The organism is Veillonella denticariosi JCM 15641 (genome assembly GCF_002959855.1).
Classification (GTDB): Bacteria; Bacillota; Negativicutes; order Veillonellales; family Veillonellaceae; genus Veillonella; species Veillonella denticariosi.
Genome location: NZ_PPDB01000002.1, coordinates 20904 through 45673 on the forward strand (window position 1 = coordinate 20904; position 24770 = coordinate 45673).

Annotated in this window: 27 protein-coding genes and 1 rRNA gene; 26 read left to right on the forward strand and 2 right to left on the reverse strand. The window is 44.3% G+C overall.

The window, feature by feature from the left end; genetic code table 11:
• Positions 1 to 22: 22 nt before the first annotated feature.
• Entirely contained in the window at positions 23 to 673 is a 651-nt protein-coding gene (locus tag VEHSUH05_RS02190; RefSeq protein ID WP_105090621.1) for a YigZ family protein, read from the reverse strand.
• Positions 674 to 904: 231 nt separating this feature from the next.
• Between VEHSUH05_RS02190 and VEHSUH05_RS02195 the strand changes: the two genes are divergently transcribed.
• Positions 905 to 3076 carry a heavy metal translocating P-type ATPase gene (locus tag VEHSUH05_RS02195; RefSeq protein ID WP_105090622.1) on the forward strand — a complete coding sequence of 724 codons (2172 nt, stop codon included), beginning with the start codon at positions 905 to 907 and terminating at the stop codon, positions 3074 to 3076.
• Between the two features lie 213 nt (positions 3077 to 3289).
• Positions 3290 to 3817 (forward strand): ECF transporter S component, encoded by a 528-nt coding sequence (locus VEHSUH05_RS02200; RefSeq protein ID WP_105090623.1) that lies wholly within the window; start codon positions 3290 to 3292, stop codon positions 3815 to 3817.
• 90 nt (positions 3818 to 3907) lie between these two features.
• Here the strand turns inward: VEHSUH05_RS02200 and VEHSUH05_RS02205 are convergent, their stop codons facing one another.
• Complete coding sequence (locus VEHSUH05_RS02205) at positions 3908 to 5233, reverse strand: FAD-containing oxidoreductase (protein ID WP_054674732.1); 1326 nt, start codon at positions 5231 to 5233, stop codon at positions 3908 to 3910.
• A 285-nt stretch (positions 5234 to 5518) separates the two neighbouring features.
• Between VEHSUH05_RS02205 and ylxM the strand changes: the two genes are divergently transcribed.
• The 24 genes from ylxM to VEHSUH05_RS02325 all read left to right on the forward strand — a co-directional run.
• A complete protein-coding gene (gene ylxM, locus VEHSUH05_RS02210; RefSeq protein ID WP_038116936.1) occupies positions 5519 to 5842 on the forward strand; it encodes a YlxM family DNA-binding protein in 324 nt (107 codons plus the stop codon).
• A gap of 1 nt (position 5843) precedes the next feature.
• Positions 5844 to 7196: a signal recognition particle protein gene (ffh, locus tag VEHSUH05_RS02215; RefSeq protein ID WP_054674733.1), complete on the forward strand. Its 1353-nt coding sequence runs from the start codon at positions 5844 to 5846 to the stop codon at positions 7194 to 7196.
• 59 nt (positions 7197 to 7255) lie between these two features.
• A complete protein-coding gene (gene rpsP / locus VEHSUH05_RS02220) occupies positions 7256 to 7519 on the forward strand; it encodes a 30S ribosomal protein S16 (protein WP_038116931.1) in 264 nt (87 codons plus the stop codon).
• 21 nt (positions 7520 to 7540) lie between these two features.
• Positions 7541 to 7768 (forward strand): KH domain-containing protein, encoded by a 228-nt coding sequence (locus VEHSUH05_RS02225; protein ID WP_038116928.1) that lies wholly within the window; start codon positions 7541 to 7543, stop codon positions 7766 to 7768.
• A gap of 15 nt (positions 7769 to 7783) precedes the next feature.
• The gene (locus VEHSUH05_RS02230) at positions 7784 to 8191 is read left to right on the forward strand and encodes a YlqD family protein (RefSeq protein ID WP_038116924.1); all 408 of its coding nucleotides are present in this window, start codon (positions 7784 to 7786) and stop codon (positions 8189 to 8191) included.
• Complete coding sequence (gene rimM / locus VEHSUH05_RS02235) at positions 8191 to 8688, forward strand: ribosome maturation factor RimM (protein ID WP_105090624.1); 498 nt, start codon at positions 8191 to 8193, stop codon at positions 8686 to 8688. The genes VEHSUH05_RS02230 and rimM overlap by 1 nt, the downstream gene beginning before the upstream one ends.
• Positions 8689 to 8959: 271 nt before the next feature.
• Positions 8960 to 9790, forward strand: a complete 831-nt coding sequence (gene trmD / locus VEHSUH05_RS02240; RefSeq protein ID WP_105090625.1) for a tRNA (guanosine(37)-N1)-methyltransferase TrmD — start codon at positions 8960 to 8962, stop codon at positions 9788 to 9790.
• 61 nt (positions 9791 to 9851) lie between these two features.
• A complete protein-coding gene (locus tag VEHSUH05_RS02245) occupies positions 9852 to 10937 on the forward strand; it encodes a hypothetical protein (RefSeq protein ID WP_038116915.1) in 1086 nt (361 codons plus the stop codon).
• A 10-nt stretch (positions 10938 to 10947) separates the two neighbouring features.
• Positions 10948 to 11379, forward strand: coding sequence for a DUF350 domain-containing protein (locus VEHSUH05_RS02250; protein ID WP_038116912.1), 432 nt, complete (start codon positions 10948 to 10950; stop codon positions 11377 to 11379).
• A gap of 11 nt (positions 11380 to 11390) precedes the next feature.
• A complete protein-coding gene (locus tag VEHSUH05_RS02255; protein ID WP_038116909.1) occupies positions 11391 to 11954 on the forward strand; it encodes a hypothetical protein in 564 nt (187 codons plus the stop codon).
• A 14-nt stretch (positions 11955 to 11968) separates the two neighbouring features.
• Positions 11969 to 13249, forward strand: a complete 1281-nt coding sequence (locus VEHSUH05_RS02260; RefSeq protein WP_105090626.1) for a glutathionylspermidine synthase family protein — start codon at positions 11969 to 11971, stop codon at positions 13247 to 13249.
• 111 nt (positions 13250 to 13360) lie between these two features.
• Positions 13361 to 13933, forward strand: a complete 573-nt coding sequence (locus tag VEHSUH05_RS02265; protein WP_105090627.1) for an RNA methyltransferase — start codon at positions 13361 to 13363, stop codon at positions 13931 to 13933.
• A 9-nt stretch (positions 13934 to 13942) separates the two neighbouring features.
• Positions 13943 to 14680 carry a YebC/PmpR family DNA-binding transcriptional regulator gene (locus VEHSUH05_RS02270; protein WP_054674745.1) on the forward strand — a complete coding sequence of 246 codons (738 nt, stop codon included), beginning with the start codon at positions 13943 to 13945 and terminating at the stop codon, positions 14678 to 14680.
• Positions 14681 to 14998: 318 nt separating this feature from the next.
• Entirely contained in the window at positions 14999 to 15493 is a 495-nt protein-coding gene (gene ruvC, locus VEHSUH05_RS02275; protein ID WP_105090628.1) for a crossover junction endodeoxyribonuclease RuvC, read from the forward strand.
• Positions 15494 to 16102 (forward strand): Holliday junction branch migration protein RuvA, encoded by a 609-nt coding sequence (ruvA, locus tag VEHSUH05_RS02280; RefSeq protein ID WP_054674749.1) that lies wholly within the window; start codon positions 15494 to 15496, stop codon positions 16100 to 16102.
• Between the two features lie 2 nt (positions 16103 to 16104).
• Complete coding sequence (gene ruvB, locus VEHSUH05_RS02285; protein ID WP_105090629.1) at positions 16105 to 17115, forward strand: Holliday junction branch migration DNA helicase RuvB; 1011 nt, start codon at positions 16105 to 16107, stop codon at positions 17113 to 17115.
• Entirely contained in the window at positions 17112 to 18683 is a 1572-nt protein-coding gene (locus tag VEHSUH05_RS02290; RefSeq protein ID WP_105090630.1) for a SpoIID/LytB domain-containing protein, read from the forward strand. The genes ruvB and VEHSUH05_RS02290 overlap by 4 nt, the downstream gene beginning before the upstream one ends.
• 11 nt (positions 18684 to 18694) lie before the next feature.
• Positions 18695 to 19720 (forward strand): tRNA preQ1(34) S-adenosylmethionine ribosyltransferase-isomerase QueA, encoded by a 1026-nt coding sequence (queA, locus tag VEHSUH05_RS02295; protein ID WP_105090631.1) that lies wholly within the window; start codon positions 18695 to 18697, stop codon positions 19718 to 19720.
• Positions 19721 to 19728: 8 nt separating this feature from the next.
• Positions 19729 to 20844, forward strand: a complete 1116-nt coding sequence (tgt, locus tag VEHSUH05_RS02300; RefSeq protein ID WP_038116887.1) for a tRNA guanosine(34) transglycosylase Tgt — start codon at positions 19729 to 19731, stop codon at positions 20842 to 20844.
• 75 nt (positions 20845 to 20919) lie between these two features.
• Positions 20920 to 21210 carry a preprotein translocase subunit YajC gene (yajC, locus tag VEHSUH05_RS02305; protein ID WP_038116884.1) on the forward strand — a complete coding sequence of 97 codons (291 nt, stop codon included), beginning with the start codon at positions 20920 to 20922 and terminating at the stop codon, positions 21208 to 21210.
• Positions 21210 to 21779 (forward strand): 5-formyltetrahydrofolate cyclo-ligase, encoded by a 570-nt coding sequence (locus VEHSUH05_RS02310; RefSeq protein ID WP_054674751.1) that lies wholly within the window; start codon positions 21210 to 21212, stop codon positions 21777 to 21779. The genes yajC and VEHSUH05_RS02310 overlap by 1 nt, the downstream gene beginning before the upstream one ends.
• Before the next feature lie 15 nt (positions 21780 to 21794).
• Positions 21795 to 23069 (forward strand): protein translocase subunit SecD, encoded by a 1275-nt coding sequence (gene secD, locus VEHSUH05_RS02315; RefSeq protein ID WP_105090632.1) that lies wholly within the window; start codon positions 21795 to 21797, stop codon positions 23067 to 23069.
• Complete coding sequence (gene secF / locus VEHSUH05_RS02320) at positions 23066 to 23962, forward strand: protein translocase subunit SecF (protein ID WP_038116875.1); 897 nt, start codon at positions 23066 to 23068, stop codon at positions 23960 to 23962. Before secD ends, secF begins: the two co-directional genes overlap by 4 nt.
• Positions 23963 to 24559: 597 nt before the next feature.
• Positions 24560 to 24770: ribosomal RNA gene (locus tag VEHSUH05_RS02325) — 16S ribosomal RNA — on the forward strand; the annotation flags it as partial.

Sequence of the window (24770 nt, forward strand, 5' to 3'; positions counted from 1 at the left end):
ATTTTGTATCAGCTGTAATCGTTTAGTTTAACGGCAGTACCACTTCAATAGAATCTAAAATTTCGCAAGTTGCAGCTCCATGACTGAGGTCTTGGAGCTCTTTTTGCGCCCGCTCCATATCATCAGGGGGCACTAAAATCGTCAATGTTACGTGTTCGTTGAATAAGGCATCATAATGGAACTGTTGATCTTGTAAATAGCGTTCTATTGCACCATATAAAGGGTAATCAATCGTCACCTGCAGTTGTGCTCGTGTCGTATGTAGTTCTTTCGGTGCAAGGCGCAATGTTTCCGCAACGGAGTGTGAATATGCCCGAATCAAACCGCCTGCGCCCAATTTTATGCCGCCGAAATAGCGTGTGACCACGACGGTCACATTTGTAATACCCGTTTTTTTGAGTACTTCCAACATCGGTTTACCTGCCGTGCCGGACGGTTCTCCGTTATCGGAGGAACGTTGCTGTTCCTGTTTCGGGCCGATGGCAAAGGCCGTGCAGTTGTGGCGGGCATCCCAGAATTCCTTGTTAATGCGGGCGATAAATTCTTGTGCTTCGGTCTCCGTCGTACAAGGAGAGACGGTCGTAATAAAACGTGACTTTTCAACTATATACTCGTGACGGAATTCTTTGGCGACAGAGGTAAACTCTATGGTAGGGATTGTTGATTCTGACATATATTCACCTCCTTAAGAATCAATCTATATATTTATTCATCATCACTTTATTATAATCTATTTATGAAGGCTATGTATAGGCTGAAAGAATAACCCTAGAATAACCCTGTATATTTAGTAGGATATTGACTAAGTGAGAATCTGTGTTATTATAAAATTATAATTAATTATATGTAAGCATATATTCATTTAATGTGAATACCGTTATAGATAGAAGAAAGAAGTGTATATATGAGCGGCAGAAAACAAGAATTTGATATTACGGGGATGCACTGTGCGGCCTGCGTCAAGCGGGTTGAAAATGTGGTGTCCAAGGTTGACGGGGTAGCCTCCGTGAAAGTCAATCTGTTGACGCGTAAGGGCAGTGTGGAATATGCAGACGGTGCAAACGTAGAACCGCAACAGATTATCGATGCCATTACAAATATCGGATTTGGGGCGACTGAAGCGGATGAAACAAAACAGGAAATTGAAAAGGTGAATTTAAAACCTCATATCATCCGACTTGTCATAGCCGCATGTATGGCGATACCGATGATGATTAATATGACATTGCATCGCTTCGGTTTTGAGGCTCTACCGGTATGGGTGGAGTTTGTCCTTGCTACTATTGCTCAGTTCGGACCGGGACTCATGTTCTATAAGAGTGCGTGGAGCGCTGTCAAAAATGGGGCGCTTACCATGGATGTTCTCGTGGTGATGGGCACATCGGTGGCGTATCTTTTCAGTATTTATAACTGGCAATTTCATCCGGAATTAGGTGCTCACGGCATCTACTTTGAAACCTCCGCATGGCTTATCACATTTATCCTCCTCGGTAAACTATTAGAGGAAATCGCGAAAGGACGTACATCTGAGGCTCTTCAGAAATTGATCGCCTTGCAACCGGCGACGGCTCACGTATTGCGGGACGGCGAATTCGTGGATATTCCTACATCAAAGGTCGTGGCCGGAGATGTGGTTCAGGTGCGGGCCGGTGAAAAAATTCCTGTAGACGGCATTGTGACGGACGGTTACTCCACCGTGGATGAGGCGATGCTCACCGGTGAAAGCTTGCCGGTAGAAAAACAGGTCGGTTCCGAGGTTATCGGGGCTACGATTAACTTGAGCGGTGCTTTCACAATGGAAGCGAAACGCATCGGTTCCGATACAATGCTGTCTCAAATCATCAAGGTCGTGGAGGAAGCACAAACATCGAAGGCGTCGATACAACGTATTGCCGATGTGGTGGCACAATATTTCGTACCGACCGTTATCGGCCTTGCCGTATTGACCGGTTTGATATGGTATTTTATCATGGGCGACAGCCTCAATGTGGCACTTATCAATGCGACGGCTGTTCTCGTCATCGCCTGCCCATGCGCCTTGGGCCTTGCGACACCGACATCGATTATGGTCGGATCCGGACTTGGGGCGGAGCATGGCGTTCTCATTAAAAGTGCGGAATATCTTGAAAAAGCAGGTAAACTGAATGCTGTCGTTATGGATAAGACCGGCACACTCACACAAGGTGTTCTCGATGTGACGGCTTTCAAAAATTATAGCGGCGATGAAGCGCGCAATATGAATCTCATGATGGCCCTTGAACAAGGTACATCGCATCCGATTGCGAAGGCTATGGTGTATTACGGTGAGGATCGTGGCTATAAGTCCGGTGTAGAACTGGGATCCTTTGCAGATGTGCCGGGAAAAGGTTTACAAGGCTCATATCAAGGTGTGTCCGTTCAGCTGGGGCATAGTCGCTGGATGGCGGAATTAGGCTATGATTTGAGTGCTGTTGAAGAGGACATACTCACTTATGAATCGCAGGGGGCCTCTGTTTCGTTGTTGGCCGTAGACGGTGTGATTACCGCACTTTGGGCCGTAGAGGATGAGTTGCGTCCTGAAACTGTTTCCGTAGTGAAAGAATTACAATCTCAAGGTATCGAGGTATGGATGCTTACGGGCGACAATCGACGTACTGCGGAATACATTGCGAAACAGGCGGGGATTTCCCATGTCATCGCAGAAGTATTACCACAGGACAAGGCAAGCAAGGTCAAAGAATTACAAGATAAAGGCCTCGTGGTCGGTATGGTCGGGGACGGCATCAATGATGCGCCGGCCCTTGTGACGGCGGATATCGGGTTTGCCATCGGCAGCGGTACGGATATCGCTGTAGAAGCGGCGGATATCGTTCTCGTACGCAATGATTTACATACACTGGTGCAGGCCGTACACCTCAGCCGCAAGACCATGACGAATATCAAGCAAAATCTGTTCTGGGCGTTGATTTTTAACTGTATCGGTATTCCGTTGGCCGCTGTGGGGGCTTTAAATCCTATGATTGCCGGTACGGCGATGGCGTTCAGCTCTGTAACGGTCGTAAGTAATTCGCTTCGTTTAAAACGGGCTAAGATATAAGCCGAAGAACAATGTGGGGATAGGATATACTCCATATGTCGATGAGATTATTTTAATAAAGAACACCTGTGCGACTGTCGGTCTTAATGATCGAATGCAATCGCATAGGTGTTTTTAATTCCTATGAACTCGGTATTTTTAGAGCGTGTATGATTTGGTATACTGAATATAGTTAATAATAGGATAATTATATAAAAAGAGAGGCGTTTACATATGAAATTAAATACCCGTGATATTGTATATATCGGTTTTATTGCAGCTCTATGTGCCGTAGCTACGACGATACGCGTTGAAATTCCCGGCGGTGCCATGGTGCATCTCGGATCGGCGGCGCTTTTTACGACGTCTATTTTATTCGGCGGTTTATATGGCGGATTGGGCGCGGCTATCGGGTCGGCTTTATTTGATTTATTCGGCGGACATACGCAATACATCGTATTTTCGTTCTTTATCAAGGGGGTAGCCGGATTTATTGTAGGCGGGATGACAGCCGGTTATTTGCCTCCGTCTATCAATAAACCGACGGCGTCCTTCGGTCGCATTCTCGCGGCGCTTATCATCGGTGCTCTTTGGACTGCGTTTGGCTACTTCCTTGCTTGGTGGTTTGTTCTTGAAAGCGCCGTTGTGGCGGCAAGCAAGATTCAATATTCCTTGATTACCAGTGCAGCGGGGATTGTTGTCGCTATTGTGTTGACTCCTAAACTACAGGCTGTAGTGCGGAGATTGTTTACGAAGAACTGAATAAATGAGCCGCCATCTCTAACTGTTTTTAGAGATGGCGGCTCATTTATTGTGTTCTATTTTTACATATTGTACAGATGATTTATATACTTAGAAATTACAGAGGTCATTTAAGTTCTCAGCCATAGTAGGGTGTGTAAATATCTGGTTTTTGAAATAGGTATATGGAATAGCGTTATCCATCGCCATTTTTATGAGATTGATAAGTTCTTCAGAGCTTTGAGAATACAGTGTAGCGCCGAGTATTAAATCATTTTCTGTATTTACTACGATTTTAAAAACGCCCTTTAGATTATTGTTTACATGGGCTCTAGGCATTGTAGCAACGAGGAGTTCTTTCGTTTTAACCGTATAGCCTTTGTCGATGGCTTCCGCCTCTGTAAAACCGACACGGGAGAGTGGAGGTGTTAAGAAGGTTGTGTGTGGCACATTTTTTCGATCCTTTAATGTATATTGTCCTGTACCTGTTAGTGCACCGAAGACGATTCGGAAATCATCGAGGGATACATAGGTGAACTGAGGGCCGCCGTTTACATCGCCTACGGCGTAGACGCCCGGAACGGAGCTTTCACATGTATCATTGACAATAACGGCACCACGTTCGTTGGTGATAATATCCGTATGTTCCAGTCCGATATTCGCTGTATTTGCCTTGCGACCTGTGGCGTAAAGGACAGCATCAAAGGTATAGTTTTTATTATCCGCCGTAATGACCGGTTTATCAGCATCATTTGATACGGAGTCTAATTTGACAGCATTGAAAATGGTGATTCCCTGTTCTTTTAAATACTCATTTGCTAATTGCTGAACGATGGGTTCTTCTCGTTTTAAAATAGAGAAATCGATATTAAAAACAGTTACCTTGGTACCTAGCTTGGCGTACAAGCTTGCAAATTCAAGACCTATAGGGCCGGCGCCGATAATGCCTAATGTGCCTGGCCGAGGTGATAGCTGTTGAATTTCTGTACTGTTATAGAAGCCTTTAGCGGTGTCAATTCCTTGAATGTCCGGTTTGATTGCTATAGCACCTGTATTAATAACGATGGTATCAGCGGCTAATTTAATGTTCTCATCACCGGCCGTTACCGAAATTTCCTTATTGCCCGAGAATTCGCCATGGCCTGTATAGACATCGACATGAGGATTTGTATTAAGCATATCAAAATTTTTATTTCGTAATCGCGATGTAACAACCTCACGTTGGGCCAGTACCTGATCGTAGGATAAGCCTTTTGAGGCGGCCATAATCATCGCCTTTGTCGGAATACAAGCGATATTAATACATGTGCCGCCGTACATAAGAGGATTTTCTTCAATCATGGCTACAGATTTTCCCATAGAGCCTAGTTTTGCAGCTAAGGTTTTTCCGGCCTTACCGAAGCCGAGAATTATGATATCGTATTGTTTAGTGGTCATGGACTATCTCCTTTATATTGAAAATATTAGATGTATATATTATAGCATATTATTATAGATATAAAAGCAGTAAAAAGAAAATAATATCATTTAATAAAAGGCGGAACTGGGGCATAAATTTTTGAGGCTATGGTCACCTTCGGACGCACTATTAAGTCTGTCCCGTTTATTTATAACGATTCGCCTCTATGAAACCTGTGTGTTAAGTAAATCTACTTGACACATCTTTTTTTATCCTGTATCATATGTAAAGTAATATAACTTGACAGTGATGGAGGTGGCCAAATGGAGGAACGAGTACTCATAAGTTTGCTCTTGGATTTCTACGGGCCCTTGTTGACGGACAAGCAGCGATTGTCCTTGCAGCTTCATCATGAAGATGACATGTCTCTCGGCGAGATCGCCGAGGAACTGGGTGTATCGCGTCAGGCCGTACATGATAATTTACAGCGGGCTCGACACATCTTGAATGAATATGAAAGTAAATTGCACCTGGTGGCGCAATACGAAGCGCGTGAGCAGGTGCTGAAAGAATTAAAAAGTACGTTGCCCACGGATGTGCTTTCACAACCGCGGGTACAACAGTTATTGACGCAAATGGAGGGATAATATGGCATTTGATAGTTTATCGGAAAAGCTGCAAGACGCCTTTAAATCCTTAAAGGGAAAGGGCAAAATTACGGAAGACGATGTCAATCTTGCATTGCGTCAGGTGCGAACGGCTCTTTTAGAGGCGGACGTTAATTTCATGGTGGCAAAGGATTTTGTTAAATCCATTAAAGAAAAAGCCCTCGGTGAAGAGGTGTTCGGTTCCCTGAATCCGGCTCAAACGGTTATTAAAATCGTAAATGATGAGTTGACGGAACTGCTGGGCGGTACGCAAAGCCGTATCATGATTTCCAGCAAGCCGCCGACGATTATCATGTTGGTCGGCCTTCAAGGTGCCGGTAAGACGACGACGGCCGGGAAATTAGCCGTATACCTTCGCAAACAAGGTAAGCATCCGATGCTCGTAGCGGCCGACGTATATCGCCCGGCGGCAATTACGCAGTTACAGGTGGTCGGTAAGCAGATCGACATTCCTGTCTTTGCGGATGAAACACCCGGTGCTGACCCTGTAGATATTGCACGCCGCGCCGTCGAGCAAAGCACGCATATGTTAAAGGATGTTGTTATCATCGATACCGCAGGTCGCCTGGCGATTGACGAGCCTTTGATGCAGGAACTGTCCAACATCAAAGCGGCTGTTCGACCTCATGAAATCCTGCTGGTTGTGGATTCCATGATCGGTCAGGATGCGGTGTCGACGGCTCAGACATTCAATGAAAAATTGGGCGTTGACGGTGTTATCCTTACAAAACTCGATGGCGATGCCCGCGGTGGTGCGGCATTATCCATCAAGGCCGTAACGGGCTTGCCGATTAAGTTTACCGGTGTCAGCGAGAAGATGGATGGATTTGATGTATTCTATCCGGATCGTATGGCTTCCCGTATCCTCGACTTGGGCGATTTTAAAACACTGATTGAAAATGTGCAAGGTGCCATCGACGAGGAAGAAGCCCGTGAAATGGCCAAGAAAATGGCTAAAAATAATTTCACCTTGGATGACTTCCTGAAGCAGATGAATCAGGTGAGAAAGTTAGGTCCGTTGCAGAATATCATCGGCATGTTGCCGGGCATGGGACAGATTAAGGATCAATTAAAGGATCTTGATTTGAACAGCAAAGAGGTGCGCCGCATAGAGGCCATCATAACATCCATGACCGCAGCGGAGCGGGAGAATCCGAATATACTTAACGGATCCCGTCGCAAGCGTATCGCACAAGGTTCGGGTACACAGGTACAAGATGTAAATCGTTTGTTGAAACAATTTGAAGAAGCGCGGAAGATGATGAAGCGCATGAAAGGGTTACGAGGCGGTAAGGGCGCTTTACCGAAGATGCCTAAATTACCGTTTATGTAATACATGGACAGGGGCGCTGAACCTGTCCAGTCATATCAGTATAAGGAGGTGAATTTCACATGTTAAAAATTCGTTTGACTCGTTTAGGTGCTAAAAAGGCTCCTTTCTACCGTATCGTAGTTGCTGATTCCCGTGCTCCACGTGAAGGCCGTCCTGTTGACACAATCGGTCAATATGATGCTACAAAGAATCCGGCTATCGTTAATGTAGACGAAGAAAAAGCTTTGGCTTGGTTAGCTAAAGGTGCTCAGCCTACTGACACTGTTCGCTCCTTGTTCAAAAAAGAAGGCGTTATGCAAAAATTTGCTGACGCTAAAAAGTAATTAATAGAAAGGCATACTGCGATGGTAGAATTAATTTCATTAATTGCAAAATCATTGGTGAAGCAGCCTGATGCCGTTTCTGTTACCATGGTTCAAAAGGGCAATATAGAGGTTTATGAACTTCACGTTGCCCCGGAGGATATGGGCAAAGTTATCGGAAAACAAGGACGCATAGCAAAGGCCATACGTTCCGTTGTTAAAGCGGCGGCTATTAAAGAGAACAAAAAAATATCTGTTGATATTGTGTAAAAGGGAGTAATTAGAATGGAAGAAATAACATTACGTGTCCCTGTAGCAGTAAAAGCAAAAGTAACAGAAGACTTGAAAGCGAAGATTACAGCGGATCTTGAAACTCGCCTCGATATGGTGAATAAAGATCTGGAACAAATCGAGTTTCAGGCACAACGTATTTTAGCTGATGCAGCTAAAGTTGACGCTACAAGTCTTACTGCGATTCGTCAACAAATCGACGAAGAGAAAAATAAACGCTTGGCTTTCAAAGAAGAAGTAACAGCTAAATTGAAAGAGGCTCAAGAATTAAGCTTGGGAACTGAAATTACTCAAGGCACATTGGAGCAAACGGTTACCGTTAAACTCGGGGATGATTTGGATGCCTTGATGGGCGCTGAAATCCTATTAGAAGACGGTAAAATCGTTGCGTTTCGTCAATAATGAAGCATAACGATTTCATCACAATAGGTGTTATCATCGCCCCGCACGGCGTGCGGGGTGATCTTCGTATTATGCCTCAAACCGACTTTCCTGAGCGGTTTATGCATATGGATGCCTGTTACATCGATGGTAAAGAATATCACGTTGCATCCGCCCGCTTTCACAAGCAATATGTATTAGCATCCTTTAAGGAAATTCCGGACCGTAATGCGGCTGAATTATTCGGTAAGAAAGAAATTCAAGTGCGCCGCGAGAATCTGGTGGAGTTGCCTGAGGGTCGTTATTACATTTTTGATATTATCGGTCTTGAGGTACAAGATACAGAGGGAAATGTGCTCGGCACGGTGACTGATGTGTTGCAGCCCGGTGCCAATGATGTATATGTGGTTTCCAAAGAAGGGGAACCGGATCAATTGTTTGCGGCTATAGAGGATGTTATTAAGGACATCGACATGGACCGACAGTTGATGATCGTAGATCCGCCTGAATGGATATAATCCTTTGGGCGGCTTTGCTTTATCCATATATAGGTGTTTTATGCTGAAAGCCGACCGTATGAGGCTGTACAATCATCGGCTATATGGTCAATACATCATAAAATAGCTATATGTAGGTAGAGTATAATATTATAATAGAGTATGTAGATAGATGCTTTAAAAGGTGCGTACAGAGTATATGTATAACCGAAAGTATAAGCTGATTAAAGAAAATCTTGTTTGATTTTGGAGCACATTAATCTTATGTGTATTGTGATAAAGGGGGGGCGCCATGAGAATCGATATTGTATCATTATTTCCCGAATTTTTTGATGCCTTTTTTAATCATTCCATCATCAAACGGGCTATCGAGGCGGAACGGTTATCTATGGGCGTGACGAATCCTCGCGATTTCAGTCATAATAAACATGGTCAGGTGGATGATACGCCATACGGCGGCGGGGCGGGTATGCTCATGATGGCGCCTCCTATTTTTGAGGCTGTTGAATCTGTTATCAGCACCTATGAAAGTAAATTTAACGCCTTTAATCTCATTGATCGTGCTGAAGTTTGCGATGAAATGAGTTTGATCGGAACTCCGAATAAAGATATACGTCGTCGCGTCGTATTCATGGGGCCTACCGGTACTCCGTTTACGCAGGAGAAGGCACGCGAACTGGCAACATATGACCAACTTGTACTTGTATGCGGACACTATGAGGGTGTCGATTATCGCGTGGAAGAGCATTTAGTGGATGAAACGATTTCTATAGGTGATTATGTACTGACGGGTGGCGAGCTGCCGGCGATGGTCGTTGCCGATGCGGTGGCGCGTATGATCCCGGGTGTTCTCGGTGCGGCCGGCGGCGCTCAAGAGGATTCGTTTTATGAGCCTTTACTAGAAGCACCTCAGTACACAAAACCACCGGAGTTTAGAGGTTGGTCGGTTCCGGATGTGTTGCGAAGCGGTCATCATAAAAATATCGCCGCATGGCGTCAAAAGGAATCGTTAAAGCGGACTCGTCTGTTGCGTCCCGATTTGTTAGAACGGCCTTTAACGAAAGAAGAACTTAAGATTTTAAAAGAAATTGTGGCAGAAGAATCAGAACAGCTGTCTGATTAAGCGATTAGCTGTAGTGAACAATTTAAATGAATTTGTTAGGGCTATTCTTGCGAGGTTGTTTATGGAGTTTAATTGTTACGATGTCCTGGAGGTTCAGGGCAGTCGATACGTAATTACAGAAAAAATAAAATATATTGAGATTATTCCAAAAGCGGATCAGGAGCAGTCTTACAAAGCCAAGCCGTCTATGCAAAAGTCACCCGGTGATTATTGGCATGAATATGGACTCGAGGCTATAGAGGGAGCGGATAAAATATGGGTAACCATTGAATATAATGATAATGAGTGGTGCACCGTTTCCAGAACGAGCTATCATAAACGACCGGGAAAGGGCTTTACGTTACATCAAATCGGCTTAGAAAAGGTTGTCGAGGTTGATGGCGAAAGTGGTGCCTCTGTAGGTGACCGAGCCGGATATAAGGAATATCAACTGCCCCGTGAGGGTGGCGCCAGCGTGTTCTTTGAGGAAAATTGGTTCAAAGGGGAAAAAATGTTTGCCGAAGGGGCTCGTGTGCCTCTGATGAATATTCGCCTCTGTAATGATGCGGCAGCTGTTGCTATACGTGAAAAGAGGCGTAATAAGCGTCTAAAGAAACGGATAGGTGCATTGGCTGCAGGACTCGGGTATGTTGTACTATTTACGCTCTTCCTTGTCGGTTCAGACGATGACTTTTCATGGCATGGTATACGTAGTACATTTGGATTTCCCTATACCGTAAAGGAACATATGCATGATACCTCCACATATTATACGAAGACGGATTCGGACAGTGGAGACGTGTATACTTCGAATTTAGACCCTGTCAGTACCGCATTAGATTTGATTGACTCTGTGCAGGGGGATATCAGAAATGAAGGTGATGACTTACAAGAAGGGCATGAAGTCATTGTATTTTATTCAGGAGACTCTGCGTATATCATCACCAATACGGATGGACAGACGCGCGTTAAGGTGTGTGATCAGTCGAAATTGACACAAGAGGATCAAAGTATCATTAATCGTACTGTATCAAAGGGGCATACACTTGACTCTTATGCGCTCATGATTCGCCAACGGGACAGTCGAGGCCGTGACAGCTTATATAATACGGGCACAGCCAACACATCGAGTAACACATTGAATTCGAATGTGAAGTTACGATATTAGGAGGATTACCATGATCTATATATCTGATGTATTATTGACGATTTTTTATGCTTGTTTTGGTATATTATTGATGTTGACCGCCAATACGGTTATCGATTTTTTTGTCCCCGGTAAATTCAGTGAAGAAATAAAGCGCGGTAATTGTGCTGTAGCATGGCTTTCAGCGGGTTCATTTATCGGTATCGGTGAAATATTGCGCTCCGTTATTATGTCGCCTGCAGTGACCGCTGCGGATACCTCCTTGTTGCATGGTGTGGTAGCAAGTATCGTGTATGCCGTGCTTGGTATCGTGCTATTTGTAACAGGTTATATGTTTATTAACTTGTGGCATCGTAAATATAATTTATCTGAAGAGATTATGGGTGGTAATACGGCTGCGGGTATCCTCGTATTCGGCATTTTTGTAGGCCTTGCCCTCGTTGTTAGCGGTGCTGTGCACTAAGGAAGTGTCCTATGTATAAGCCAAGTAAGAAAACAATATACATAACGAGTGCCTTTGCCGCTGTTGCGGGTATCGTCGGCGTGTATTCATACTGGAACGATATCTCTTATGCTGTTTGTGATAAAGTCTACCCGGAAGCGAATGAAGGGGAGGTTCGATTAAAGGATAATCAGGGAAATCGCTATTCTTTATTGAATCATGGAGATGGTAAAGAAACAGCTTTATATGATGACGATCGTTCCGTCACCTTTCATCGTGATAATAGCGGGAATCTGGTATGGGATGCGGGCCTGGCCGGGCTCTTACCTGGTATTGCTGCAGGGTATTATGCATTTCATGGTTTTAATGCCCCTCAAGCCCGAATGGATGCAAAAACCATGACCTATCGCGTGGCGGCACCGTTAAAACCGTATGAGGAACCCTATGTATATACCGCATCCGGGTCGAATGTGCACAGTTCTGTTGGGCGAAGAACCTATAAAGACTATGAGAATCGTAGAAGTAAGAAAGCAGCCTCTATAGGTCAGAAATCCGGTTTCGGCAGCGCCGGTGTTCGTTCCTCCGGCAGTTCATAATGGAGGGCGATAGCATGAAGTCGTATATTGATGAGCTTGATACCGCTATATTGCCGTTTGTAGATTATGAAGGCTATGACGACCGTTATCCGGCTCTTTCGGCACAATTTTTTTCAGCTGAGTTTTATGATGAAATACGTCATGCATCGCGCATGTTATTCCAGATATTCTGTAAGGCTGCCAAGGTGTTTCAGCAGGCTCCTGATGAGTTTGCCCTCAATATGGATATGCCGGAAAATCTGATTCCTTATCTTCATCGATGGAATCCATTGGGATTACCTACGTGGTTATCTCGATTTGATTTCGTACTTGATACACAGGGGCGATTACACATGGTGGAAATCAATGCGGATACGCCTTGCTTTCTGATTGAAAGTTATTATGCAAACGGGGTAGCGGCTCGCTTTTTTGACAAGCCGGATCCTAATATAGATGCCCGTTATGAATTAGAATGTTTCTTGCGCCGTGTGTATCAAGCGACGTCTCGTGAAAATCAGAATACGACAGCTCTCGTCAAAGAGAATCCTTTTGTATTTGCTTGCTTTCATGATTATCCAGAAGACTACGGAACTACCAAGTTCCTCATGAATGCTATGAAAACCGCCTGTCCTGAGGCGGACGTACGATTTTTATCATTCTATGATATGGTCATTGATGATGCCGGTATTCTGTTATCTGATGGCAGTCATGCAACGAATCTTTACAGATTGCATCCGATGGAACTTTTAATTGATGAAACTACATCGGATGGGGAACCGTTAGGTGAAATGTTCCTGGATTTGTACAATGAAGGCAAGTTTAATTTGTTCAACCCACCGGAGGCGATTATATTGCAGAATAAGTCGTTTATGTCCCTGGTGTATGCTTTATACTTAACGAACCAATTTTTTACGGGGCCCGAAAGAGAAATTATAGAACGTTATCTGACCCCGTCTTATTTTGAAAGTGATTTCTCTGGCCTAGACGACGGACTTTATATTCAAAAGGAAATCTGGGGGCGTGAAGGGCGACATGTACAAGTCGTCCGAAAGTATGGGGCTCAAACTGAGCTTTATATGGAAAAGGTCGTAGATAATTACGATGATATAGTCTGTCGTGACAGTAAAAAGGTCATGTATCAGGATTTTGTAAATCAGAAGCATTTTACTCACACCGTGGACAGTGGTGTTAAAGCGGGATTTTTAACGCTGTCCTGCTTTATGTTGGGGGATAGAGCATCGGCCGTAGGTTGCCGTTTTTCACCTGAGGAAATTGCCGGTACAGAAGCGTATTTTGTACCGCTCTTGGTAGAATAATTTTTTATTATCTAAATATAATAGATTATAAATGTTATTTGGTACTTATACGATTTTGTTGAACCGGTATACCCTTCTTTTGTTTTATTGATTTTTAGGAGATATAAGGCTTTGGCTAATTTATATATCGGGCTTGTTCATTATCCCATTATGAATAAGCATAAAGATGTGATTACGACGGCGATTACGAATTATGATATTCATGATATTGCACGAGCGGCTATTACCTATGATGTATCCAAATACTTTGTAATCCACAATATACCGGCGCAACGACAGCTGGCTGCAACCATTATGGAGCATTGGAAAACCGGATTTGGCAGTACTTATAATCCGGATCGGAAGGATGCTTTCACAGGTGTAGAACTCGTCAATTCTATTGCCGTTGCGGTGCATAACATCGAGGAAATTGAAGGTGTGAAGCCGATTGTGGCCACGACCGACGCGCGTACGTATGACAATACAATTACCTATGCGCGTATGAGGGAACACCTTGAAAATGAGGCGCGCCCTGTGTTAGTATTATTTGGTACCGGTTATGGTATGACAAAAGAAACGATGGAAAGCTTTGACTATATTTTGGAACCCATATATGGCCATGGTGAATACAATCATTTATCCGTGCGCAGTGCCGTATCGATCATTCTTGATCGGTTGCGGGGCGAAGCATGGTGGAATAAATAGGAGGCATCTATGTCAGGACATTCTAAATGGGCAAATATTAAACATAAAAAAGGTAAAACCGATGCGTTAAAGGCTAAAATGGCCACGAAAATCGGCCGTGAGATCACCGTTGCGGCACGCATGGGCGGCGCGGATCCGACGGGTAATATGCGTTTGAAATTAGCGCTTCAGAAAGCTCGTGAAAACAACATTCCTAAGGATAATATTCAACGTGCTATCGATAAGGGCGTAGGCGCTACGGATATGAACGCATACGAGGAAATCGTATATGAGGGTTATGGTCCTGCCGGTGTTGCCGTTACCGTCGAGGTGATGACGGATAACCGCAACCGTGCCGCTGCAGATGTGCGCCATGCGTTCTCTAAACAGGGCGGTAACCTTGGTGAAAGCGGTTGTGTAGGTTGGATGTTTAAATCTAAAGGCGTATTCGTTATCGATAAGGACGGTCATGACGAAGACGAACTGACCTTACTCGCTCTTGATGCGGGTGCGGAAGACCTTAAGGCGGAAGATGACGTATTCGAGATTTATACAACACCGGAAGATTTTGATGCGGTAGAAGCGGCGCTTGCGGATGCGGGTATCGAAACAGAAGTGGCGAAGATTACGATGATTCCGGATACGACTATTGAGTTGTCCGGCGATGATGCGGTAAAAATGCAGAAGATGCTCGATGTGCTCGATGATCTTGATGATGTGCAAAACGTATATCATAATGGTATTTTGCCGGATGATGAAGAAGAATAATATACAGTCAGTGCTATAGTCTTTACATATAGATAGCGGATGGCTATAAACAGCCCCCTAATGGTAGATTCAAATCGGTCTTTCATTAGGGGGCTGTTTACTAACCGTGGTTAATTGTTTATCATTTTAAGGGATTAGTTGTACAAGAATTGATCTTCTTTTATTTTATGGTGCGGAGCATACGTTAAATTTAATGGAGAAAATTTGATTTTTCTGCGGTAATTCATGAATTTCGATGTTCTTATATGCTATAATAAAATAGATTATGTGATGGAGGTAAGCGGAGGCTTATCTCATTTTTAAACTAAGGGGGTTAGGGTGCGTATTATTGGTATCGATCCGGGCACGGCTATATGCGGATATGGCATTATAGACGTGAAAGGCAGCAAACTGACTCCGGTGGCTTACGGGGCGATTACAACTCCCAAGGAATTGACCGATTCACAACGCTTAGAGATATTATTTAACGATTTAAGTGATATTTTAGAGGAATATAAACCGGATAAATTCGGTGTAGAGGAATTATTCTTTAACCGAAATGTGACGACCGCTATCAAGGTCGGCCAGGCGCGCGGTGTTATTCTGCTCGCTGCTGAGCAGCAGCGCATACCGCTGTACGAGTATACGCCGTTACAGATTAAGCAGGCCGTTACAGGTTACGGTAAAGCGGATAAGAATCAGGTGATTTACATGACCATGAATATTTTGGGGATTCGTGAGAAGATCAAGCCTGATGATACGGCCGATGCCTTGGCGGTGGCAATCTGTACGGCTCATAGTTCTCACGGTGATAGATTAATGAGGTTGGTATAAATGATTGGATATGTAAGAGGCATCGTAACGCATCTTTTTAAAGAGTCCTGTTACGTTGATGTACACGGCGTAGGCTATCGGGTATATGTGCCGACTACTACACGACAACAATTGATAGAGGGGCAAGAGGTGACGCTCTTTACATATCTCAATGTACGTGAAGACGCGATGCAGCTCTACGGCTTTTGGACGGAGGACGAATATGAGCTTTTTATTTTACTCATTTCCGTATCCGGTATCGGTCCTAAGGTGGGGCTCGGTATATTGTCGGGCATGACGCCGGAGGCTTTCAAACTGGCTGTTATAAACGGTCAGGTACAACAGTTGACCAAGCTGCCCGGCATTGGAAAGAAGTCTGCGGAGCGGTTGGTTTTGGAGCTGAAAGACAAGTTAGCGAAGATGACTCGGATCAGTACGGCTGTACCGACTGCGGTTCAGCCGATAGGCATGAGCGCGAATGACGCGGTCAATGAGGCTGTTGAGGCGCTTGTTTCGTTGGGCTATGCGGAGCGCGACGTGGCGCCTGTCGTCGAGTCTCTTGATGACGGTAAACGCGATGTATCGGCATTGATTAAATCCGCCTTAGTTGAGCTTGGAAAGGGACGGTAAGCATGAACGAAGAAGTGCGCCTTGTCGGCAATGACGAACATGAAGAAGACATATGGCAATACAGCTTGCGACCGAAGTTTTTCAAGGAATATATAGGACAAGAGGAAGCTAAGAGCAATTTGAGTGTTTACATTCAAGCGGCTAAGCAACGTCAGGAGTCCCTGGATCACGTTCTTCTCTATGGACCTCCAGGCCTTGGAAAGACGACATTGGCAGGTATTATCGCCAATGAATTGGGTGTTAATTTCCGTATAACTTCAGGCCCTGCGATTGAAAAGGCCGGTGACTTGGCGGCTATATTGACGAACTTGGAATCTCATGATGTGTTGTTTATAGATGAAATCCATCGTTTATCTCGCAGTGTGGAGGAGGTATTATACTCCGCCATGGAGGATTATGCGTTGGATATCATTATCGGGAAGGGTCCGAGCGCCCGGTCGGTGCGTATCGATTTACCGAAGTTCACTTTGGTAGGGGCGACGACTCGTGCCGGTGCCCTGGCTGCACCGTTACGGGATCGCTTCGGCATTATCAACCGGCTTGAATATTATAAACAATCAGAACTGGAGTTTATTGTGACCCGGGCGGCGGAGATACTGAATATCGGAATTGAGCCGACAGGGGCCGGTGAAATTGCGCGTCGTTCAAGAGGAACGCCTCGTATTGCCAATCGTTTGCTCAAGCGGGTGCGTGATTTTGCACAAGTTGTAGGTGATGGGGTTATCACCAGAGATATTGCGGATGATGCGTTGCAACGCTTGCATGTGGATAAAATGGGGTTGGATCGAATCGATCGGCGTGTGTTACAGTGTATTATTGAAAAATATGACGGCGGTCCGGTAGGTATAGATACGATTGCGGCGGCTGTCAGCGAAGAGAGAGATACCATCGAAGATGTGTATGAACCATATTTGATGCAATTAGGCTTTTTAGGGCGCACACCGCGTGGGAGGGTGGCCACTAAATCGGCCTATGAACATCTTGGTATTTCACAAACAGGGAAAGAGCAATGAAAACGAAACGATTACAATTGATGATTATGGCCACATTGTTTTTAGGTGTCAATGTGGGCGGTGCTGTTACAGCGGAAGCCGCGACAATACAAAATAAGAGCGCTGCTGTAGCGAAAAAAACGACACCTTCTAAGGTTGTTATACCTAAATCCGGTATGCAGAAGAAATCTATATTTCGACCATTAGTGACTAAACCGGCACCGAAACCGGCGGTTACACAAAAGTCAACAAGTAAAGCGAATTCTGCTGCTGTAAAGAAGGCTACTACTGTAAAACCTTCGACTAAATCCGTAAACACAAATACAAAGTCGTCAGCGGCGAAGGTACAGAAGTCATCAGATACAAACAGTATTGCGGCAAATACGGACACTATTACGAGAAATAAAGTCGGCACTGTGGTGACGTCTTCCGCAGAGCATAAGGGGCAGGTACCGAATGTACGCGTTTTATTGGGCAGTCGTACGCAGGATGCAATGGTAAAACCTACATCTGACCTGGTTGTCTTAAATAGTGCCAACGGTCAGGTCACTCAGGTGGGAGCTAATCGTGGAACTACCATAGGCTTACGAGGTGGTAAAATCGCTGTTAACGGAAAGCCTGTTGACAGTGTGGTTACATTAAAACCTTCTAACAGCGAGGCTCCGTTTCTTTTTGAAGGAAAGAGCTATCGCGGGGGGCTGACCTTGCGCGCTAATAACGGTACGATGATGATTATCAATCTGGTGCCTTTAGAAGAATATTTATATGGTGTGGTTGCGCAAGAGGCCGTACCGTCCTGGCCGGCAGCGGCGTTGGAAGCGCAGGCCGTAGCAGCCCGTACATATGCATTGCATACGATGGAGCAAAATAAGGGTAAATTATATGATGTGAGCCCGACTACGGATCACCAGGTATATGCCGGTGTTGCCGGTGAATCGGCCGCCACTACTGACGCGGTCAGAAAAACTAAAGGTGTTGTTATGCTTTATAATCAGCGCCCTATCAATGCGTTATTCCACTCCGACGGCGGTGGCTATACAGAGGATAGTGCCAATGTGTGGGGTAATGATATTCCGTATTTGAAAGGTGTAAAGGATTACAGTACCGGAACGTCTACATCAAACTGGACGGTTACTACGTCGCGTCAGGCTTTGGAAAGCAAGCTGAATGCGGCAAGTAAGGGGGTCGGAAAATTGAAAAGTATTCAATTGACTCCGTTAGGTAAACCGGGTAAAGAAACATCTGACCGCGGTGTATCGGGGCGCATTAAGAGTGCTACTTTCATAGGCACATCCGGTAAAACCACCGTTGATGGTGATTCGTTGCGTAATATTTTGGGCTTGAAATCGACTTTGTTTGATTTTTATGTTAACCATAATCCGGAAAAGGGGAGCGGGAAAGCTTATCATAATTTTACAGGTAAAAACGATACCGTTTATATTAAAGGTCACGGTTGGGGTCATGGTCTCGGTATGTCTCAATGGGGTGCTGCGGAGATGGCAAAACAGGCGAAACCGGGAGATGCCAATTATTACCAAACAATTTTACGTCACTATTATAGCGGCATTACATTAAAGAAAATGTACTGATAAGGATTACGATGAAAGTTACAGATTTTGATTATGAACTGCCGGAAGAACTTATTGCTCAACATCCCGTGGAGCCACGTGATACAGCGCGTCTTTTAATCTTGGATAAGGTTACAGGCGCTGTTGAGCATAAAGCTCATTTTTATGATTTGTTAGATGAACTGCATGAAGGCGATGTGCTCGTATTTAATAATACGAAGGTTATTCCGGCACGACTCTATGGTCATCGTCGAGAATCCGGCGGTAAAGTAGAGGTTTTATTGCTCACGCCATGTGGTGAAAATCGCTGGGAATGCCTCGTTAAACCGGGGAAAAAATGCCCTGTAGGACAAGTTGTTGAATTTGATGATCGACTTAGGGGCACCGTATTAGATAAAACTGAATTTGGCGGACGTATTATTGAGTTTACCTGTGACGGTGTATTTGATGATATTATTCAGGAAATCGGTGAAATGCCGTTGCCTCCGTATATTCATGAAAAGCTGGAGGATAAAGATCGTTATCAGACGGTGTATGCAAAGGAAAAAGGATCTGCTGCGGCACCGACGGCGGGACTCCATTTCACGCCGCAGCTGTTGGATGCTATCAAGGCAAAGGGGGTATCCTTGGAATTTGTTACCCTCCATGTCGGTCTCGGAACTTTCAGACCGGTATCGGCCGAAATCATTGAGGATCATGAAATGCATAGTGAATTCTTTGTTGTTCCTAAAGATACAGCGGACCGCATAAACGCGGCAAAGCGCAACGGTTCCCGCATTATTGCGGTAGGAACCACATCGGTGCGTACGTTGGAGTCCGCTACCGATGATGATGGTATATTGCAGGGAATGAGTGGATGGACGCAGATTTTTATTTATCCCGGGTATCAATTTAAGATGATTGACGCTCTCGTGACGAATTTCCATCTGCCTCAATCTACATTATTGATGTTGATCAGTGCTTTAGCAGGCCGTGAACATTGTTTGGCGGCTTATGAAGAAGCTGTTCGAGAGAGATATCGCTTTTTCAGTTTTGGCGATGCAATGTTTATACGATAGGAGAGGACATGGCAAGTATTACCTATGAATTACAAAAGACCTGTCCTCATACAGGGGCGCGTGCAGGTCTATTACATACACCTCATGGTACGTTTCAGACGCCTATGTTTATGCCTGTAGGCACACAAGCCACGGTAAAAACGATGACGCCGGAGGAATTGAAAGACATGGGCTCTCAAGTCATCTTGAGTAATACGTATCATTTATTTTTACGTCCTGGCTCTGAATTGATTGAAGAAGCCGGCGGCCTTCATACGTTTATGAATTGGGATCAGGCAATTCTTACAGATAGCGGAGGATTCCAGGTGTTCAGCTTGGGAGACATGCGAAAAATCACGGAGGAAGGCGTTACTTTCAGATCACATATTGACGGATCGAAACAATTTCTGTCACCTGAGGTCGCAACAAAGGTACAGGAACAGTTGGGATCCGATATTGCGATGGCCTTTGATGAATGCATTCCGTATCCGGCAGATCATGATTATGCGAAACGCTCTACGGCACGTACCACTCGGTGGGCTCATCGATGTCAGGAGGCGCGTCATGCACATGACCGTCAAGGCATGTTCGGTATCGTCCAGGGCGGCATGTACAAGGATTTGCGTAAACAAAGCGCCGCGGAATTGGTTGCGATGGATTTTGAAGGATATAGTATCGGCGGTTTATCGGTAGGTGAACCGCATGATTTGATGAATGAAATTCTTGAATATACTACACCGTTATTACCGACCGATAAAGCCCGTTATCTGATGGGGGTCGGCACGGCGGACTGTCTGGTGGAAGGCGTGGCACGCGGTGTCGATATGTTTGACTGTGTATATCCGACTCGTGTTGCTCGCAACGGGATGGCTATGACCTGGAAGGGGCGTCTCAATATTCGAAATGCCGCTTATAGCAGAGACTGGGGCCCGTTGGAGGAAGGTTGCCAATGCTATACCTGTCAAAATTACTCTCGCGCTTATATTCGTCACTTGTATAAGGCGGAGGAAATTCTAGCGTTGAGACTCGTAACATATCACAATCTTTACTTTTTACTTGAGTTTATGCGTCAAATGCGTCAAGCTATCCTAGAGGACCGATTCCCTCAATTCAGAATGCAGTTTTGGGATAGTTTTAAAAAATAGTAATTTAGTCTAGTCAAATTTATCTTAGATGGCTATACTAGAAAAGAAATACAAATTTATTATCTAGGAGGAAAAATGGGAGATATCCAACAAATATTACAAACCAGCTGGCCGATTTTGTTAATGGTGGTGATTTTTTATTTCTTATTGTGGCGTCCGCAAAAGAAACAACAAAAAGAACGTGCCAACCTTTTGGGCAGTTTGAAAAAAGGTCAAAAAATCGTCACTATCGGTGGCATTTATGGAGAAATCATTGAGCTTGACGATGAAAAGGTGAAGGTACAGGTTTCTGAAAAGGTTGAATTGACCTTTGCGCGCACCGCTATTGCAAACGTGCTTTCCAAGAAAAATAAGGACGAAAAATAATGAATACGAAGGAAGCAGTGCGCCGGTCGTGTAAATCCGTGCGCGTTGCTTTATCGATTGAAGATTGTGAACGATGGACAACGTCGTTAACAGAACAAATTACTTTGAATCCTCAGTATCAGTCGGCAAAGACCGTCATGGCTTATTTAGCGATGCCGAAAGAGGCCAACTTAGACGGTGTAATCAGACATGCTTTAACATGCGGTAAATCTGTATACGTTCCCGTATGTGTCGATAAGACGACGATGATTGCGGTTCGTCTGCAGTCTTTGGAGGTTGTTACTCGTGGTGTTTTAGGTATACGTATTCCTCCTGAACCATATGATATCATCCAGCCGGATGATCTGGATTTGATTTTTGTACCCGGTGCGGGATTTGACCGTTATGGCGGGCGCATGGGAATGGGAAACGGTTATTATGACCGATTTCTCGAGGGGCTTTCACCATCATCCTATATAGGCGTGTGCTGGAGTGCTCAATTGAGCGATACACCGATTCCTATGGATGAGCACGATTGTCGGGTGGAACAGATTATTACAGAGCAAGGCATAGTGCATTGCGTGCAGTAGAAGGGAGCAACTATTTTGAAAGGCAAAGCTATAGTAAAGTTTTTAGTTGCCGTTGCTGTCATCATTGGGTTATTTGCGTACTTTATTCAACCTTTAGCGGGATCCTTGAAACAAGGTCTTGATTTACAAGGTGGTACGCATATCGTATTGGAAGCGGAAGATTCCGCGACCGGTGTGGCTGATAATGATGCGGTTGAACAGGCAAAACAGATCTTGGAGCGTCGTATTAATGAAATGGGGTTATCCGAACCGTTGGTACAACGTGAAGGGGCTCGTCGTATTATCATCGAACTGCCGGGGGTAAAAGATCCTGACGAAGCGATTAAACGTATCGGTAAGACAGCGGTATTGGAATTTAAAAATGATCAGGGCCAAACGGTAATGACCGGTGATGATTTAAAAGATGCGAAGGAAGAACTGGGACAGAATAAACAACCTCTTGTTGCTATTGAATTGAGCGATGAAGGGGCTAAGAAGTTTGCCGATTTGACATCTAAAAATATCGGTCGTCGCATCGCAATTACATTGGATGGTAAAGAGTTGACAAATCCTGTAGTACAACAAGCTATTACAGGCGGTAAAGCGACTATTTCCGGTAGCCAAACGTTGGAAGAAGCAAAAGATTTAGCGATTCTTTTGCGTTCCGGTGCATTGCCTGTAAAAATCAATGTATTGGAAGTACGTACCGTAGGTCCGTCCCTGGGGCAGGACTCGAAGGATAAATCCGTTGTAGCATTCAGTGCAGGCATTGCTATGATTATGATCTTCCTGATCGTTTTGTATCGCTTGTCCGGTATTGTAGCTAATCTTGCATTACTTGTGTACGTTCTGCTTCTACTACTCGTGTTGGGTAAGGGGTTTGCTGCAACCATGACATTGCCGGGTATTGCCGGTATTATCCTGTCTATGGGGGTTGCGGTAGATGCGAATATCCTCATTTTTGAACGATTTAAAGAAGAGGTATTTTCCGGTAAATCCATGCGTGTCGCTATGGAAGCCGGCTTTAGCCGTGCATTGGCAACCATTACCGATGCGAACGTATCCGTTATTATTACAGCGGCTATTTTGACGATTCTCGGATCGGGGCCTGTTCGAGGGTTTGCTATCAGCTTGGGTGTCGGTGTTGTGGTAAGTATGTTCACAGCGATTACTGTGAGCCATTTCTTATTGCGCTTATTAATCGATTGTAATTTCACGAACCATCCATTCTGGTTTGGTGCGAATATTTCCCCTGCCACAAGCGCAGATGCTTTTGCACCAAAAACTTTGAAAGGAGGTAAGCGCAAATGACATTAGATGTAATCAGACACCATCGCTGGTGGTTTGCCATTTCCTCTATTCTGGTTATTATCAGCCTTGTGTCGATTTTTACAAAGGGTTTTAACTTTGGTATCGACTATACGGGCGGTACCATCGTTGAGGTGGTATTTGACAAGCCCGTAGAGGTTAGCCAGGTTCGTGACGTTTTGAAAGTATATAATCTTGAAAGCGCACAAATTCAGCTTTCCGGAGATACGACAGGTGATACGTCCGGTGAGGATGTAATGATTCGTACTCGTAACTTGGAGCCTAGTGAAAGTGCAGCCGTTGTAGAATCCTTAACAAAATCTCTTGGGAATAATACGGTTAAGCGTATCGAAACAGTAGGTGCCGTTATCGGTTCCGAGGTGACGGAACATGCGATTTTAAATCTTGTTATCGCTTTTGCTGCACTTGCACTGTATATTTCATATCGCTTTGAATATAAAATTGCTGTTTCCGCATTAGCGGCCATTCTTCATGATTTGATTATGGTTTTAGGCGTATTCTCGTATTTTCAGTTAGAAATCGATGCGTCCTTCTTGGCGGCGATTTTGACAGTTGTAGGTTATTCGATGAACGAATCGGTTGTTATTTTTGACCGTATTCGTGAAAATACTCATACCCATAAGCGTACCGATACATTTGCGGACTTGGCAAATGCATCTATTACGCAAAGTATTCATCGCAGTTTTTATACTTTGGCAACGGTTATGTTCGCATGTGTATCCCTCTTTGTATTCGGTGGAGATACGACGAAAAACTTTGCATTATGTATGATTATCGGCTTTGCCAGCGGTGCATATTCTTCTATCTGCGTAGCTACTTCCTTGTGGGTTTTATGGAAAAGCCGTAATAAGAACGATATGCGCAATCAACAATAGTATAAGTATAGCTTTTGTGATATTTATTGTGAAAGCATGTAAAACCCCTTCGGGAATTTTCGTAATTCCTTAGAAGGGGTTTTGTATTTTCTACTATAGTTGCAAATATGAAAGAATTTTATAAGGGGGAAGGGTAGAATTTTAAATATACAATTAATATACTGTTTAAAAGAATAAATTACGTTAAATTACGTTGTAAAATGAATAAACGATGAAAATGAAGGGAGAGTGGAAGTATTTATTGACGTTTATTTTAGATATGCTATACTTATAAAAGTCATTACGTTACAGCTAAATATATATTGAATTTTTAATCTATAAAAGTTTAAAAAGTGCTTGACGAAATGAGTCAAACTTGATATCATAATCAAGTCGTCAGTTAACACGATGTTCTCTTTGAGAAATGCTTGAATATTAGATTTTATCTGGGTTAACTGGTAACAGATCTTTGAAAACTGAACAATGATAGGTAATCAATCAAAACGATTGAACATATGCCAGAGTGCGGGTTTTGACGATGTCAAAACCAACCATAATTCAAAGCTACTTAAGTGTAGCGACAACAAAACAAATGAGCTATTCAAATAGCTTCAAGATATCTTGGAGAGTTTGATCCTGGCTCAGGACGAACGCTGGCGGCGTGCTTAACACATGCAAGTCGAACGAAGAGCGACGGAAGCTTGCTTCCATCAATCTTAGTGGCGAACGGGTGAGTAACGCGTAATCAACCTGCCCTTCAGAGGGGGACAACAGTTGGAAACGACTGCTAATACCGCATACGATCTGACCTCGGCATCGAGGATAGATG

What these genes read in the sequence shown, in the direction of transcription:
- VEHSUH05_RS02250 (WP_038116912.1), top strand. Translation starts at nt 10,948, where the DNA reads ATGATCTATATATCTGATGTATTATTGACGATTTTTTATGCTTGTTTT.
- rpsP (WP_038116931.1), top strand. Translation starts at nt 7,256, where the DNA reads ATGTTAAAAATTCGTTTGACTCGTTTAGGTGCTAAAAAGGCTCCTTTC.
- tgt (WP_038116887.1), top strand. Translation starts at nt 19,729, where the DNA reads ATGGCAAGTATTACCTATGAATTACAAAAGACCTGTCCTCATACAGGG.
- queA (WP_105090631.1), top strand. Translation starts at nt 18,695, where the DNA reads ATGAAAGTTACAGATTTTGATTATGAACTGCCGGAAGAACTTATTGCT.
- ffh (WP_054674733.1), top strand. Translation starts at nt 5,844, where the DNA reads ATGGCATTTGATAGTTTATCGGAAAAGCTGCAAGACGCCTTTAAATCC.
- VEHSUH05_RS02225 (WP_038116928.1), top strand. Translation starts at nt 7,541, where the DNA reads ATGGTAGAATTAATTTCATTAATTGCAAAATCATTGGTGAAGCAGCCT.
- VEHSUH05_RS02255 (WP_038116909.1), top strand. Translation starts at nt 11,391, where the DNA reads ATGTATAAGCCAAGTAAGAAAACAATATACATAACGAGTGCCTTTGCC.
- ruvA (WP_054674749.1), top strand. Translation starts at nt 15,494, where the DNA reads ATGATTGGATATGTAAGAGGCATCGTAACGCATCTTTTTAAAGAGTCC.
- VEHSUH05_RS02190 (WP_105090621.1), bottom strand. Translation starts at nt 673, where the DNA reads ATGTCAGAATCAACAATCCCTACCATAGAGTTTACCTCTGTCGCCAAA.
- ruvB (WP_105090629.1), top strand. Translation starts at nt 16,105, where the DNA reads ATGAACGAAGAAGTGCGCCTTGTCGGCAATGACGAACATGAAGAAGAC.
- VEHSUH05_RS02310 (WP_054674751.1), top strand. Translation starts at nt 21,210, where the DNA reads ATGAATACGAAGGAAGCAGTGCGCCGGTCGTGTAAATCCGTGCGCGTT.
- VEHSUH05_RS02195 (WP_105090622.1), top strand. Translation starts at nt 905, where the DNA reads ATGAGCGGCAGAAAACAAGAATTTGATATTACGGGGATGCACTGTGCG.
- VEHSUH05_RS02245 (WP_038116915.1), top strand. Translation starts at nt 9,852, where the DNA reads ATGGAGTTTAATTGTTACGATGTCCTGGAGGTTCAGGGCAGTCGATAC.
- ylxM (WP_038116936.1), top strand. Translation starts at nt 5,519, where the DNA reads ATGGAGGAACGAGTACTCATAAGTTTGCTCTTGGATTTCTACGGGCCC.
- VEHSUH05_RS02205 (WP_054674732.1), bottom strand. Translation starts at nt 5,233, where the DNA reads ATGACCACTAAACAATACGATATCATAATTCTCGGCTTCGGTAAGGCC.
- rimM (WP_105090624.1), top strand. Translation starts at nt 8,191, where the DNA reads ATGAAGCATAACGATTTCATCACAATAGGTGTTATCATCGCCCCGCAC.
- VEHSUH05_RS02260 (WP_105090626.1), top strand. Translation starts at nt 11,969, where the DNA reads ATGAAGTCGTATATTGATGAGCTTGATACCGCTATATTGCCGTTTGTA.
- VEHSUH05_RS02230 (WP_038116924.1), top strand. Translation starts at nt 7,784, where the DNA reads ATGGAAGAAATAACATTACGTGTCCCTGTAGCAGTAAAAGCAAAAGTA.
- yajC (WP_038116884.1), top strand. Translation starts at nt 20,920, where the DNA reads ATGGGAGATATCCAACAAATATTACAAACCAGCTGGCCGATTTTGTTA.
- VEHSUH05_RS02270 (WP_054674745.1), top strand. Translation starts at nt 13,943, where the DNA reads ATGTCAGGACATTCTAAATGGGCAAATATTAAACATAAAAAAGGTAAA.
- trmD (WP_105090625.1), top strand. Translation starts at nt 8,960, where the DNA reads ATGAGAATCGATATTGTATCATTATTTCCCGAATTTTTTGATGCCTTT.
- VEHSUH05_RS02290 (WP_105090630.1), top strand. Translation starts at nt 17,112, where the DNA reads ATGAAAACGAAACGATTACAATTGATGATTATGGCCACATTGTTTTTA.
- VEHSUH05_RS02200 (WP_105090623.1), top strand. Translation starts at nt 3,290, where the DNA reads ATGAAATTAAATACCCGTGATATTGTATATATCGGTTTTATTGCAGCT.
- secF (WP_038116875.1), top strand. Translation starts at nt 23,066, where the DNA reads ATGACATTAGATGTAATCAGACACCATCGCTGGTGGTTTGCCATTTCC.